The 13,695-nt window shown below is 60.6% G+C and carries 10 protein-coding genes; 8 read left to right on the top strand and 2 right to left on the bottom strand.

Features of this window, described 5'->3' with window-relative positions:
* The first annotated feature begins 125 nt into the window (after nucleotides 1-125).
* The 4 genes from TK42_RS20565 (at nucleotide 126) to TK42_RS20550 (ending at nucleotide 3,972) form a co-directional block, all read left to right on the top strand.
* Complete coding sequence (locus tag TK42_RS20565) at nucleotides 126-1,193, top strand: phosphotransferase family protein (RefSeq protein ID WP_103734993.1); 1,068 nt, start codon at nucleotides 126-128, stop codon at nucleotides 1,191-1,193.
* A 21-nt stretch (nucleotides 1,194-1,214) separates the two neighbouring features.
* Complete coding sequence (locus TK42_RS20560; RefSeq protein WP_032880837.1) at nucleotides 1,215-1,982, top strand: SDR family oxidoreductase; 768 nt, start codon at nucleotides 1,215-1,217, stop codon at nucleotides 1,980-1,982.
* 70 nt (nucleotides 1,983-2,052) lie between these two features.
* Nucleotides 2,053-3,486 carry a PLP-dependent aminotransferase family protein gene (locus TK42_RS20555; protein WP_103734992.1) on the top strand — a complete coding sequence of 478 codons (1,434 nt, stop codon included), beginning with the start codon at nucleotides 2,053-2,055 and terminating at the stop codon, nucleotides 3,484-3,486.
* 84 nt (nucleotides 3,487-3,570) lie between these two features.
* Nucleotides 3,571-3,972 carry a cupin domain-containing protein gene (locus tag TK42_RS20550; RefSeq protein WP_032880835.1) on the top strand — a complete coding sequence of 134 codons (402 nt, stop codon included), beginning with the start codon at nucleotides 3,571-3,573 and terminating at the stop codon, nucleotides 3,970-3,972.
* A gap of 66 nt (nucleotides 3,973-4,038) precedes the next feature.
* Here TK42_RS20550 and TK42_RS20545 read toward each other — a convergent pair whose 3' ends face one another.
* Nucleotides 4,039-4,668, bottom strand: coding sequence for a DNA-3-methyladenine glycosylase I (locus TK42_RS20545; RefSeq protein WP_103734991.1), 630 nt, complete (start codon nucleotides 4,666-4,668; stop codon nucleotides 4,039-4,041).
* 215 nt (nucleotides 4,669-4,883) lie between these two features.
* Between TK42_RS20545 and TK42_RS20540 the strand changes: the two genes are divergently transcribed.
* The 3 genes from TK42_RS20540 (at nucleotide 4,884) to TK42_RS20530 (ending at nucleotide 7,770) form a co-directional block, all read left to right on the top strand.
* Entirely contained in the window at nucleotides 4,884-6,209 is a 1,326-nt protein-coding gene (locus TK42_RS20540; protein WP_177327440.1) for a C4-dicarboxylate transporter DctA, read from the top strand.
* A 158-nt stretch (nucleotides 6,210-6,367) separates the two neighbouring features.
* On the top strand, nucleotides 6,368-7,069 hold the full coding sequence (locus tag TK42_RS20535) for a FadR/GntR family transcriptional regulator (RefSeq protein ID WP_014718317.1): 702 nt from the start codon (nucleotides 6,368-6,370) through the stop codon (nucleotides 7,067-7,069).
* Nucleotides 7,070-7,086: 17 nt separating this feature from the next.
* Nucleotides 7,087-7,770: a GntR family transcriptional regulator gene (locus TK42_RS20530; RefSeq protein ID WP_078821218.1), complete on the top strand. Its 684-nt coding sequence runs from the start codon at nucleotides 7,087-7,089 to the stop codon at nucleotides 7,768-7,770.
* 179 nt (nucleotides 7,771-7,949) lie between these two features.
* On the opposite strand, the gene TK42_RS20525 is transcribed toward TK42_RS20530, so the two are convergent.
* Nucleotides 7,950-12,818: an NAD-glutamate dehydrogenase gene (locus tag TK42_RS20525; RefSeq protein ID WP_032880832.1), complete on the bottom strand. Its 4,869-nt coding sequence runs from the start codon at nucleotides 12,816-12,818 to the stop codon at nucleotides 7,950-7,952.
* Nucleotides 12,819-13,299: 481 nt separating this feature from the next.
* Here TK42_RS20525 and TK42_RS20520 point away from each other — a divergent pair, with 481 nt between their 5' ends.
* Nucleotides 13,300-13,653 carry a hypothetical protein gene (locus tag TK42_RS20520; protein WP_078821216.1) on the top strand — a complete coding sequence of 118 codons (354 nt, stop codon included), beginning with the start codon at nucleotides 13,300-13,302 and terminating at the stop codon, nucleotides 13,651-13,653.
* Nucleotides 13,654-13,695: the final 42 nt, after the last annotated feature.

Genomic DNA, 13,695 nt, shown 5'->3' with positions numbered 1-13,695 from the left:
TCAGGCACGCTGATCACCCTTCAACACGCTAACCTATTAAGCCGCCCCGACCTTGTCGCTGGGCGGCGGTGCGCATTAGATTAGGAAATAGTCCAAGGCCTTTAGAATAAGCAGAAGGGATAAGCATGGCGCTGAACGACCAATCGACCCAGATTCGCCCCGGCGAAGAACTTGATGCCAGCCTGATCGATCCCTACCTCAAGGCCCACATTCCGGGCTTGAACGGCACGCCTGCGATCAGTCAGTTCCCCGGCGGCGCATCGAACCTGACCTACCTGCTGGAATATCCAAGCCAGGAATTCGTGCTGCGTCGCCCGCCGTTTGGCCACAAGGCCAAGTCCGCCCACGACATGGGCCGCGAATACCGCATTCTCAACCAGCTCAAAGATGGTTTTCCGTATTGCCCCAAGGCATACGTGCACTGCACCGATGAATCAGTGATCGGTGCCGAGTTCTATGTGATGGAACGGGTCAACGGCATCATCCTGCGCTCTGACCTGCCGCCCGAACTGGGCCTGGACGCGGCCAAGACTCAAGCGCTGTGCAAAAGCTTTATCGACAAGTTCGTCGAACTGCATCAAGTCGACTACAGCGCCTGCGGCCTGGCCGACCTGGGCAAGCCTGAAGGCTACGTGGCGCGGCAGATTCGTGGCTGGGGCGAGCGCTACGAAAAAGCCCTGACCCCTGATGCGCCAAAATGGGAAGCGGTGCGCGCCTGGCTCAACGACAAAATGCCAGCCGATTCGCCCACATCCAGCATCGTGCATAACGACTACCGCTTCGATAACGTGATCCTCGACCCGCATAACCCGATGCAAATCATCGGTGTGCTGGATTGGGAACTGACCACTCTGGGCGACCCGCTGATGGACCTGGGCAACACCCTCGCCTACTGGATCGAAGCCGCAGACCCGGCGCCGGTGCAACTGATGCGGCGCCAGCCGAGCAACGCCCCGGGGATGCTCACCCGCCGTCAGTTTGTCGACTACTACGCCGAGCGCTCGGGGCTTGCGATCGACAATTTCGATTTCTATTACACCTACGGCCTGTTCCGGCTGGCCGGCATCGTGCAGCAGATCTACTACCGCTTTTTCCACGGCCAGACCCAGGACAAACGCTTTGCGCAGTTCATCCACATGAACAAGCTGCTGGAGCAAATGAGCCTGAATGTCATTGGCAAATCAGCGCTCTGATCGCAACCACAAGGAACCCTTATGTCCAAGACCAACCTGTTTGACCTTGACGGCAAGATCGCCTTCGTTTCCGGCGCCAGCCGTGGTATCGGCGAGGCCATTGCCAAGCTGCTGGCCCAGCAAGGCGCCCACGTGATCGTCTCCAGCCGCAAGCTGGAAGGTTGCCAGCACGTCGCCGATGCGATCATTGCCGACGGCGGCAAGGCCACGGCGATTGCCTGCCATATCGGTGAAATGGAGCAGATTACCCAGGTGTTCGCCGGCATCCGCGAACAGTTCGGCCGCCTGGATATTCTGGTCAACAACGCCGCGACCAACCCGCAGTTCTGCAACGTGCTGGATACCGACCTTGGCGCATTCCAGAAGACGGTCGACGTGAATATCCGCGGTTACTTCTTCATGTCGGTGGAAGCCGGCAAGCTGATGCGCGAGAACGGCGGCGGCAGCATCATCAACGTGGCGTCGATCAACGGCATTTCGCCGGGCGTGTTCCAGGGCATCTACTCGGTCACCAAGGCTGCCGTGATCAACATGACCAAGGTGTTCGCCAAGGAATGCGCGGCATTCGGCATCCGTTGCAACGCACTGCTGCCGGGCCTGACTGATACCAAATTCGCCTCGGCGCTGGTCAAGAACGATTCGATCCTGAAAGTGGCCCTGGCACAGATCCCCCTCAAGCGCGTCGCCGACCCCAGCGAAATGGCCGGCGCGGTGTTGTATCTGGCCAGCGATGCGTCGAGCTACACCACCGGTGTGTCGTTGAATGTAGACGGCGGCTTCCTGTCCTGACACTGCCTGGTTTCTTCAGATCGATTTGCGCGTAACCTTGGCGCGGATCGATCTGTCTCCAGGATGAAACATGGAACTGCACCTCGTCATCAATGGCCGCAAGGACCTGGCTGCCCAGCTTTATCAGCAACTGCGCGAAGCTATCGCCACCGGGCGACTGTCGGCGGGTACGCAACTGCCACCGAGCCGACTGCTCGCCGAACAACTGGGCGTATCGCGCAAGACGGTGTCGGATACCTACACCACCCTCACGTACGAAGGCCTGCTGATCGGCAAGATCGGCCGCGGCACTTTCGTCAATGCGTGGGCGCCCCAACCCGATCGTGTGCAAACCGCCACCGACCTGGCCTGCGCCGCCAACCTGGGCAAGTGGGCAGCACTGCCCTCGCCCATGGGCCACCCGTCCCGTGAGGGCATCCTGCGCTACGAATTTATCGGCGGCGCGACTGCACGCAACCAATTCCCCCAGGACGAATGGCGACGCTGCACCCAGGATGCGCTGCGCCGTATCGCCCAGAACAGTGGTTTCTACAGCCAACCGGAAGGGTTACCGGCATTGCGCGAGGCCATCGCCGGGCATATCGCGTTTTCCCGAGGGGTCAAATGCCGCGCCAGCGATATCGTGGTCACCAATGGCGCGCAGCAGGCGCTGGACCTGATTGCCCGCGTGGTGCTGGAACCCGGCAGCATGGTCGCGATGGAAGACCCAGGCTATAGCCCCGCGCGCCAAATGTTCGTAGCGATGGGCGCCAGCGTCGCCAGCGTGGCCGTCGACGAACAGGGCCTCCAGGTCGATCAGATCCCCGATGGCACCCGTCTGATCTACGTAACCCCGTCCCACCAGTTCCCCCTCGGCATGCCGATGAGTCAGAGGCGCCGCCAGGCACTGCTGGACCGCGCAATCGAGCTGGGTGCGATCATCATCGAAGACGACTACGACAGCGAATTTCGCTACGAAGGGCGCCCCACCGACTCCCTGCAAAGCCTGGACACCCGAGGCGTGGTCACCTACGTCGGGACCTTTTCCAAAACCCTGTTGCCCGAGTTGCGCCTGGGCTACGCGGTGCTGCCGCCAGCGATCTATGGCGCGGTGCTCAAGGCCAAGCAGTTGACCGACCAGCACAGCTCTACCCTGCCGCAGTGGGCATTGGCCAAGTTCATCAGCGAAGGCTACCTGCTCAAGCATATTCGCCGTTGCCACAGCATCTACGCGGGGCGTCGCGAACGAATACTGCAGCGTCTGGCGGGCGATCTGTCACCGTGGTTCGAGGCGGTTCCGACGGTGGCGGGCTTTCACCTGGCGGCATTGTGCAAGGTGGCGTTGAATATCCCATTGCTGATAGAACAGGCGCGTCAGGTCGAGGTGGGGTTGTACCCTCTGGACGTATTCTTCCACGACGTGCCATTACGCTCGGGGCTGATTTTCGGCTTCGGCGCCATCGAGACCCTGGACATCGACCCGGCGCTGGACAAGGTGCGCGATATTCTCCGGCAGATTGGCTAAGGGGTTTTCCGGCGTATTGGTCATTGGTGGCGTACAGGCTACGGCGTAGGGTGAAGAGGTCTCGAACTACGCGGAATCCTGATCATGAAACGATTGCTCGCCACCACGCTGATGCTCACCTCCCTCAGCGCATTTGCCCACGACCCGGTATACAACCAGGAAACGCTCAAGGTGCTGCAGGAGCACCCCTTGACCAACGTGCCCGGCAAGAAAACCATCATGCTCACCGTGGACTATGCCCCCGGCCAGGCCACCGTGCCCCATAGCCACACCGGCACTGCGGTGGCTTATGTGCTCGAAGGCGCGATCACCTCGCGGGTCAATGATGAAAAGGCGATCACCTACAAAGCCGGGCAATCGTTCTACGAACCGGCCGGCTCGCGGCATTTTGAGTCAAGCAATGCCAGCCAGACCCAACCGGCCAGGCTGCTGGTGGTGATGGTGCTGGATGACAAGGCTGAGGTACTCACCCCGCTTCCCAAATAATCAGCAACACCACAAAACCCATGGGGGAGCTGGCTTGCCTGCTCCCACAGTTTTAACCGTGTCTGGTCAGGGACGTTTGAATAGGTCGCGCTGGTGTTCAATGCGCAGCCGGCACTCGCAACCCTCCAGATGATCATTGACCATCCCCATCGCCTGCATCAACGCATACATCGTGGTCGGGCCGACGAAGGTCCAGCCGCGTTTCTTCAGGGCCTTGGACAAGCGCATCGAAGCCGCTGAGGTCGGATTGGCCGTCCAGTAAGCCATGTCCACCGCTGCCGGCCGCTCTTCTGCGGCGGGCTCGAACGCCCACAGCCAGCGCGCCAGCGAGCCGGTCTCCTCCACAAGTTCACAGGCCCGGCGTGCGTTGTTGATGGCCGAGATGATCTTTGCCCGATTGCGCACGATGCCCGGCTCGCTCATCAACCGCTCAATGTCCGCTTCGCCGTACTGCGCCACCCGGCGAAAATCAAAACCCTCGAACGCCTGCCGAAAGTTATCGCGCTTGCGCAGAATGGTGATCCACGCCATCCCAGCCTGAAACCCCTCCAGGCAGATCTTCTCGTACAACGCGATGTCATCCGCCACCGGCACACCCCACTCGTGGTCGTGGTAATGCAGGTACGCAGGCGCTGCAGTGCGCCAGGCGCAATACATGCGCCCTGCTTCGTCGGTTGTAAGCCCTGATTGGTCCATCCATCACCTCGTATGCCCAAGGCGATGATACGCAAAAAAAATTAATCCCCGTCAACCGCTCAAGCACCGTACTTACCGACCAACTGGTCAGACCGGGACCTGCCAACCGCTGAATATTTACTTGTTGTTTGAAAAAAACCAAGCGTAGACTGGCCGCGCACTGGACTTACCGGTAAGACCACAACAATTAAGCCCTGGAACCACCAGGGCACCGAATAGAGATCCCTCCCATGCTCAGATGGTGCTCGCGTTCGATTTTCCTGCAAGTCGTGATTGGCCTGATGCTCGGCATCGCCTGCGGCCTGGCCCTTCCCGAATTTTCCTCACAACTCAAACCCCTGGGCGACGGTTTTATCAAGCTGATCAAAATGCTGATCGGCCTGATCGTGTTCTGTGTCGTGGTCAGCGGTATTTCCGGCGCCGGCGATTTGAAGAAGGTCGGGCGTATCGGGCTCAAGTCGGTGATCTACTTTGAAGTGCTGACCACCGTCGCCCTGGTGCTTGGCCTGATCATGGCCTTCAGCACCGGCATCGGCAGCGGCGCCAATATTCATCTTGAGCAACTCTCTTCCGCCGGCTTGAATGAGCTGGCCGACAAGGGCCAACACATCAAGGGCACCAGCCAGTTCCTGATGGACCTGATTCCCAACTCGGTGATCGGTGCGTTTGCCGATAACAACGTGTTACAGGTGCTGCTGTTCTCGGTGCTGTTCGGCAGTGCGCTGAACCTGGTGGGCGAAGCGGCCAGCGGTATCTCGCGGCTGATCAATGAGCTTAGCCATGTGATCTTCCGCATCATGGGCATGATCGTGCGCCTGGCGCCGATTGGCGTATTCGGTGCCATCGCGTTCACCACCAGCACCTACGGCCTGGACTCGCTGCAACACCTGGGCAGCCTGGTTGGGCTGTTCTACCTGACGTGCTTTGCCTTTGTCGCGCTGATCCTCGGGCTGGTAATGCGCTTGTCCGGCCTGCGGATGCTGCCGCTGCTCAAGTACCTGCGCGAAGAGCTGCTGATCGTGATGGGCACCGCTTCGTCCGACGCTGTGCTGCCGCAGATCATGCGCAAGCTGGAACATTTGGGCATTGGCAGTTCCACCGTGGGTTTGGTAATTCCCACCGGGTACTCGTTCAACCTCGATGGTTTCTCGATCTACCTGACCCTGGCCATCGTGTTTATCGCCAACGCCACCGGTACACCGCTGTCGATGACCGACTTGCTGACCATCCTCCTGGTATCGTTGATCACCTCCAAAGGCGCCCACGGCATTCCGGGCTCGGCATTGGTGATTCTAGCGGCGACACTCACGGCGATCCCGGCAATTCCGGTGGTGGGCCTGGTGTTGGTGCTGGCGGTGGACTGGTTCATGGGGATCGGTCGTGCGCTGACCAACCTGATCGGCAACTGCGTGGCTACCGTGGCGATTGCTCGCTGGGAAAAAGATATCGATATCCAGCGTGCCAACAAGGTGCTCGACGGCCAGCAGGGCTATGCCTTTCAGGCCAAGAAGCCGGTGCTGCCGGCGCATCAGGAGTTCTAGGACAACACCCATCCAATGTGGGAGCTGGCTTGCCTGCGATAGCGGTGAGTCAGCGTCAAATGTAGTGCCTGACACTCAGTCATCGCAGGCAAGCCAGCTCCCACATTGGCCCTTTGCCAGACTGAATACTGTATGAGCAACATCAAGGAGCCTTCGACGTGATCAGCACCTCAACCGTCGTCAATTCAGTGGTAGAAAAACTGCGCGCTGCCCTGGCACGCGGCCAGTGGAGGCGTGGCGAAATGCTGCCAGGCCAGCGTGAGCTGGCCGAGCAACTGGGTATCAGCCGCCCGAGCCTGCGTGAAGCGGTGATCGTGCTGGAGACCTTGGGCCTGGTGCGTTCCATGCCGGGCAAAGGTGTGGTGGTACTGGAAACCAGCGTCAGCGAGCCGCAGTCGAGCGACGCGGTGGCCGACGCCAGCCTGGAAGACATCCTGCAACTGCGCTATACCCTCGAACCCTTCATCGTCGGCCTGGTCGCCCAATCCATCAGCAGCAAGGAAATCGGCCAACTGCGCCTGACGCTGATGGACATGCGCGAAGCCCTGGATGCCGGCGACGCCGAGGCGGGCATGAACGCCTACATCGACTTTCACGAAGAACTGTTTGCCCTGACCTCCAACCCGATCTTCCAGAACGTGGTGCAGCAAACCAGCACCGCGCTCAAACAAAGCGCCCAGGTATTGCGCAACTCCCCTGAACACCTGGCCGAACGCCTGCAAGAGAACGAAGCCGTGGTACGCGCCATCCGCAACAAGAACAGCGCCCTGGCCAGTGCCGAAATGCGTCGGCACATCCTGCAGGAAGGCTTGCGCATGGGCATTCGCTTGAATATCCCGGATGACCATCTGGGCAGCTGAATAATTGGAGACCGGCCATGAACGTCCACGCCCTGCAACGTGACCCTCTGCCCTGCCTGCGCCTGGTGTCGGGCAAGAAGCCTTCGGTTGACGACATCTACCCGCGCTTGTTCGACGCGATCCTTGAGCAACGCATTGCGCCTGCCAGCCGCTTCACCGAAGAAGGCCTGGGCGAACTCTTTGGCGTGAGCCGCAGCGTGATTCGCCGGGTGCTCGCCAAGCTGTCCCATCAGCAAGTGGTCATCCTGCGCCCCAACCAGCGCGCCCAGGTCGCCGCGCCGGATGCCCAGCACACACGGCAGATTCTGGAAGCACGGCGCCTGACCGAAATGACCGTGGTGCAACTGGCCTGCGCCCAGGCCACAGCGATGCAAATCCGCCAACTGCGCGAGCTGATTGCGCAGGAGCGCGACGCCATTGAGCGTGACCAGCGTGGGCCGGCGATCCGGTTTTCTGGAGAGTTTCATCTGCAACTGGCGCACATGGCAGGCAATGCGCCGTTGGCACAGTTTCTCAACAGCCTGGTGCCGTTGACGTCGTTGATCATTGCGCAATTTGAAACGAAGGCCTGCACGTATTGTGCGTGGCAGGAGCATGTGGCGATTGTGGATGCCGTGGAACAGCGCGACGCCCACACGGCTGTCGCCCTGATGACTCAGCACCTGGATCACCTGGAAACCCGGCTACTCAAACACCACTGATTCCGAATGAAGTTCAAACTGTGGGAGCTGGCTTGCCTGCGATAGCGGTGTACCAGTGACTCGATTATTAACTGACCCACCGCTATCGCAGGCAAGCCAGCTCCCACATTGATCGCATTCCAGATCAAATAAAAAGCCCCCGCATCTCACGATGCGGGGGCTTTTGGTTTACCGAAGCATCAAGCCGGCTGCAACACCGACTGACCACTCAACGCCAGGTCCAGCAACTCACGATTGGCCACCGCGTACATGGCGTAGTCCGTGCCAACCGCAGCACGAATTTCCACCATCATGGCACGCCAGCGATCAGCCATGTCCTGATGCTGTTCAAGCCACAGGGCCACGCGGGCTTCCATGTCTTGTGGCGCGTCGGCCATTTGCAGTACCGAAATGGTAATCGCCCGTTGCTGCCAGTCCACGTCATCGCGGAAGGCCTCACGGGCCTGGGCCTGCCAGTTGTTGGCGACAGGCAGATCGCTGATCTGCTGCAGGTACCACGGCAGGTCCAGGGCGCTGCCGACGGCGAAGTAGGCTTTGGCCACTTCGGCGGCGTCATGCCCGGTCACGTCGGCGGCTTCGATGATCGGCAGCAAGGTGTACAGGTGGGTTGTGCCTGCAACCATGCGTGCCAACAACTCCGGTACGCCGGCCTGGGTGTAGGCCTGGTAACGGTTCTGCCAGCCTTCACGGGTCGGACCTTCCAGCAGTTCGTCGAGCTTGAGGCCCAACGCTGCCAGATGCGGACCGAAGTGCGCAGTGTCACGCCCGGCGTCCTGTTCGTTGCGACGGCTGCGCAGGAACCAGCGCGTAGCACGACGGCCCAGGCGCATCAGCTCGTCCATCAGCTCCAGTTGCACGTCGGCCGACACCTGGTGGTCCAGGGCTTCGATCTGACGGAACCAGTGCGGGAGGTGGAAGATATCGCGCACGATCACATAGGCACCGGCGACGTTCGCCGGGCTCATGCCGGTCGACTCTTTGAGTCGCTGCACGAAGGTGATGCCCATGTGGTTGACCAGGTCGTTGGCGATCTGGGTGCTGACGATCTCGCGCTTGAGGCGATGGCGACGCATGGCTTCGGAGAACTTGGCCACCAGGCTCGGTGGGAACGCGGTCTCCATGTCACGGGTCAGGTATTCGTCATCCGGCACCAGGGATTTGAGCAGCGCTTCCTTGAGGTCGATCTTGCTGTACGAAATCAGCACCGACAACTCCGGACGGGTCAAGCCCTTGCCGGTCGAAGCGCGCTCGGTGAGCTGCTCTTCGGTCGGCAGGTACTCGATGGCGCGGTCCAGCTTGCCACGGCCTTCCAGGTCACTCATCAGGCGTTTGTACTCGGCGGCGCGCTCGTAAGCCTTGCGTGCGGCCAGGGACAGGGCCTGGGTCTGCTTGTAGTTGTTGCCCAACACCAGGTGGCCGACTTCGTCGGTCATGCTCGCCAGCAACTGGTTGCGCTGCTTGTCGGTCATGTCACCGGCCTGCACCACTTCGTTGAGCAGGATCTTGATGTTCACTTCGTGGTCGGAGCAGTCCACGCCACCGGCGTTGTCGATGAAGTCGGTGTTGGAACCGCCGCCATTGAGGCCGAATTCCACACGGCCCAGTTGGGTCATGCCGAGGTTACCGCCCTCGCCCACCACCTTGCAGCGCAGCTCGTTGCCGTTGACACGCAGCGCGTCGTTGGCCTTGTCGCCCACGTCGGCATGGCTTTCGGTGCTGGCCTTGACGTAGGTACCGATACCGCCGTTCCACAACAGGTCCACCGGCGCCTTGAGCAAGGCGTTGAGCAGTTCGGTCGGGGTCAGCTTGTCGGCCTGGATGTCGAAACGCTCTTTCATCTGTGGCGAGATGGCGATGCTCTTGGCGCTTCGCGAGAAGATACCGCCGCCTTCAGACATGATGCTGGTGTCGTAGTCGGTCCAGGACGAACGCGGCAGCTCGAACATGCGCTGGCGCTCGACGAAGCTGGTGGCCGGGTTCGGGTTCGGGTCGATGAAGATGTGCAGGTGGTTGAAGGCCGCGACCAGTTGCAGCTTGTCGGACATCAGCAAACCATTACCGAACACGTCACCGGCCATATCGCCGACGCCCACTACGGTGATGCTGTCTTCCTGCACGTTGATGCCGCGCTCACGGAAGTGACGCTGCACACCGACCCACGCGCCCTTGGCGGTGATGCCCATTTTCTTGTGGTCGTAACCGGCAGAACCGCCGGAAGCGAACGCGTCACCCAGCCAGAAACCGTAGTCGATAGCGATGCCGTTGGCGATGTCGGAGAAGGTTGCAGTGCCCTTGTCCGCCGCCACCACCAGGTAGGGGTCATCGTCGTCATGACGCACGACGTTGGCCGGTGGCACCAGGGCGCCGTCCTTCAGGTTGTCGGTAATGTCCAACAGGCCGGAAATGAAGATGCGGTAGCAGGCGATGCCCTCGGCCGCGATCTCGTCCCGGCTGCCGCCCAATGGCAGGCGACGCGGCAGGAAGCCGCCCTTGGCGCCCACCGGCACGATCACCGAGTTTTTCACTTGCTGGGCTTTTACCAGGCCGAGCACTTCGGTACGGAAGTCTTCTTCACGGTCGGACCAGCGCAGGCCGCCGCGAGCGACGTTGCCGAAGCGCAGATGCACGCCTTCAACACGGGGCGAGTACACGAAGATTTCAAACTTCGGCACCGGCTTGGGCAGCTCGGGGATCGCGTGCGGGTTGAACTTGAAGCTGAAGTACGACTTGTTCTGGCCGTTTGCGTCGGTCTGGTAGAAGTTGGTACGCAGGGTCGCCTTGATCAGGTCCAGGTAGCGACGCAGGATACGGTCTTCGTTGAGCACCTGAACGTCGTCCAGGGCGGTGAGGATCGCCTGTTCCAGGCGTTGCTGCTTGTCTTCCAGGTCGTCGGCAGTGAGCTTGCGTGCCAGGTAGAAGCGGGTCTTGAACAACCTTGTCAACTCGCGGGCGATGTCGGTGTGGTTGTTCAGGGTGCTGGCGATGTAACCCAGGTCAAAGCCCAGGCGGATCTGCTTGAGGTAACGGGCGTAGGCACGCAGCAGCGCAACGTCACGCCATGGCAGGCCGGCGGTCAATACCAGGCGGTTGAATGCATCGTTCTCGGCGTCGCCATGCACGATGTGCACGAATGCGTCCTGCAGGGTGTCGTTGAGCTGCTGGATATCCAGGTTCACGCCTTCGGCGGCGATGAATGCAAAGTCATGGATCCAGAATTCACGCCCATTGGCATGGCGCAGGCGATACGGAAACTCGCCCAGCACGCGCAGGCCGAGGTTTTCCAGGATCGGCAGCACGTCGGACAGCGCCAGCGGGGTGTCAGCGTGATAGAGCTTGCAATGCAGTTCGCGCTGACCGGAGACCTGGCCCAGCGGCTGATAGAAGCTCATCACCAGCGGGTTGGCTTCGGTGAGGCTGTTCAGATGCTGCATGTCGACCACGGCCGAATGCGCGGCGAAACGCTCGCGGTAGCCGGCCGGGAAGCCTTTGGGGAAGTCCGCCAGCACGTTGGTGCCGTGGGCTTCACCGAAACTTTCCACGACCAGACTGGCGTAGTCGTCCTGCCAGCTGCGGCAGGCTTGCACCACTTCTTTTTCCAGTTGCAGCGGGTCGATGTCCAGGCGGTTCTTCGGGTCGACCCGCAGAATCAGTTGCACACGGGCCAGCACGGACTCGGAGAAGAAGGTCCAGAACTCGCAGTCCGAAGCCTTGAGGCGATCCATCAGCACTTGCTGGATCTTCTGACGCACTTCGGTGGAATAGATGTCACGCGGCACGTAGGCCAGGCAGTAGCAGAAACGACCGTACGGGTCCTTGCGCAGGAACACCCGGATCTTGTTGCGTTCCTGGATCTGCACGATCGACATCACGGTGCTGAACAGCTCGTCGACCGGGGTCTGGAACAGGTCGTCACGGGGCAGCACTTCAACCACTTGGGCCAGTTCCTTGCCCAGATGCGCCTTGGCCTGGAAGCCCGAGCGACGCTCGATTTCCGCTACCTTGCGGCGAATGTACGGGATCACTCGCACGCTTTCGCCGTACACCGAGGAGGTGTAGAGGCCCATGAAGCGGTGTTCCTTGATGACCTTGCCGTCGGCACTGATCTCGCGGATCGACACGTAGTCCGGATACGCCGGGCGGTGCACGCGGCTTGGGTGTGCAGCCTTGGCGAACGACAGCACCGTCGGTTCACGCAGGTAGGCCACGGCGTAGTCTTCGATGCGCAGGTCTTCGGCGGTGAGGCCGGCGCGCAACAGCTTGGTCAGACCGAGGAAGGAGCTGGCGTCATATTCGATATGACCGCCGTCCGCCTCGTCACGTACCACGAACTCTTCATAGCCCAGGAAGGTGAAGTGGTTGCCCACCAGCCATTCCAGGAAGTTCTTGATCTCGGCTTTTTCTTCACCGTCGATCGTGAATGCGCTGGCGTCGATACCGGCCAGCAGGTCCTGGACCTTGGCTTTCATCGGTTCGAAATCGGCCACGGCCACGCGCACTTCGCCCAGCACCTGCTCCAGCTCTTTGCTCAGCACGTTCAGCTCGGCGGCGTTGGCGCAGCGGTCGATCTCCAGGTACATCAGCGATTCTTGCAGGATGCCTTCGCCCTGGGTGCCCTTGGGCAGGATTTCCAGCAACTCACCCTTGCTGCCACGGCGCACGCTGAGCACGGTGGTTTGCAGGGTATGGATGCTGTAGCCACGGCGGTTCAGCTCGGTACGGACCGAGTCCACCAGAAATGGCAGGTCATGGTGCAGCACTTCGACCGCGGTGTGGGTCGATTGCCAGCCATGACGTTCGTAATCGGGGTTGTAGACCCGCACTTGCGGTTGGGTGTGATCGAAGCGCTCAAGCAGGCGCCAGGCAGACAGGGTGCAACCGGCCAGGTCGGAAAGGCGACGCTGGGTCAGTTCGTCCAGGGAAATGATGCCGAAGAATTGCTCAGCGAACAGCGCCACTTGTGGCAGTGCCTGTTCACTGATGTGCTGCGCCAGTGCCGCTTGCAGTTGATGCTGGAAGTCGGCCTTGCTGGCTGCGGTGAAGAACGCCATCTGTGGTACTCCGCTTGGGCTTGTTATTGATGGAAGCGTCGCGTGTTATCCCCTTGCGGGGAGACCGTCAGCTCTGTTCGTGGGTCACGATAAACGAATCAGGCCGACAGGTGGGTGAAGCTGGACAGGACAGTCAGGTCACATACAACTTCCACAAGATGCACACCTTGCCGGGTGACGGTACGACGGGCAGGTCAGGCGCCGGGCGCGGGGCACATCCGTTGCGCAGCTTAACGAGTGTAGGAAGACCGCTGCTTGCGACGCTGCGACATATTCGGTCATCGGTAAGCAGGCAATAGGTTGCAACTTGGGCAACCGCGTTTTTTCGGGCAAAAAACCTGCGTATTTCAACCCCCTGAGTACCGAAAATGACTGATACCGCAAGCCAGGTCATGCCCTGGGTCTGACACACCCTGCAGCATAAAATTCGCCGCAATGGCACAATTGCCAGCGCAACGCCCTCCTCCACACAGGATTTCCCATGCTGCAGCTGAAAACCGACGCCCTGATGGCCACCCCGTGCGACGAAGAAGAAGACAACATGGCCATGCTTTGCTGCCACGGCAAGAACGGCGAAATGTTCATGTTGAGCCGCTACCCGGATGAAGAGGAAGTGGAACTGACCTGGGATTACGAGCCGTCGACGCTGGATGGGCTGAAGATCACCTTGAGTGCCACGACGTTGCTGATCGAACTTGCAGCCGGTGATGCCGATGCATTGGGTGGCAAGGATCATCTGGAGATCACCCACGCCACGGCCGCATCCGACCTGGCTGAAGTGGAGGAAACCTTGCAGAAAATCCTCGCAGGCACTGGCACTTTCATCCGGACTTGAGCTGCACCCTGGTTCAAATGTGGGAGGGGGCTTGCCCCCGAT

The organism is Pseudomonas sp. GZJR-8, assembly GCF_002916705.1.
GTDB classification, from domain to species: Bacteria; Pseudomonadota; Gammaproteobacteria; order Pseudomonadales; family Pseudomonadaceae; genus Aquipseudomonas; species Aquipseudomonas synxantha_A.
This window is presented reverse-complemented; position numbering and strand designations above follow the sequence as displayed.

Bases quoted from the DNA above. Each gene is read 5' to 3' on its own strand.
- TK42_RS20565 (WP_103734993.1), top strand. From the start codon at position 126: ATGGCGCTGAACGACCAATCGACCCAGATTCGCCCCGGCGAAGAACTT.
- TK42_RS20560 (WP_032880837.1), top strand. From the start codon at position 1,215: ATGTCCAAGACCAACCTGTTTGACCTTGACGGCAAGATCGCCTTCGTT.
- TK42_RS20555 (WP_103734992.1), top strand. From the start codon at position 2,053: ATGGAACTGCACCTCGTCATCAATGGCCGCAAGGACCTGGCTGCCCAG.
- TK42_RS20550 (WP_032880835.1), top strand. From the start codon at position 3,571: ATGAAACGATTGCTCGCCACCACGCTGATGCTCACCTCCCTCAGCGCA.
- TK42_RS20545 (WP_103734991.1), bottom strand. From the start codon at position 4,668: ATGGACCAATCAGGGCTTACAACCGACGAAGCAGGGCGCATGTATTGC.
- TK42_RS20530 (WP_078821218.1), top strand. From the start codon at position 7,087: ATGAACGTCCACGCCCTGCAACGTGACCCTCTGCCCTGCCTGCGCCTG.
- TK42_RS20525 (WP_032880832.1), bottom strand. From the start codon at position 12,818: ATGGCGTTCTTCACCGCAGCCAGCAAGGCCGACTTCCAGCATCAACTG.
- TK42_RS20520 (WP_078821216.1), top strand. From the start codon at position 13,300: ATGCTGCAGCTGAAAACCGACGCCCTGATGGCCACCCCGTGCGACGAA.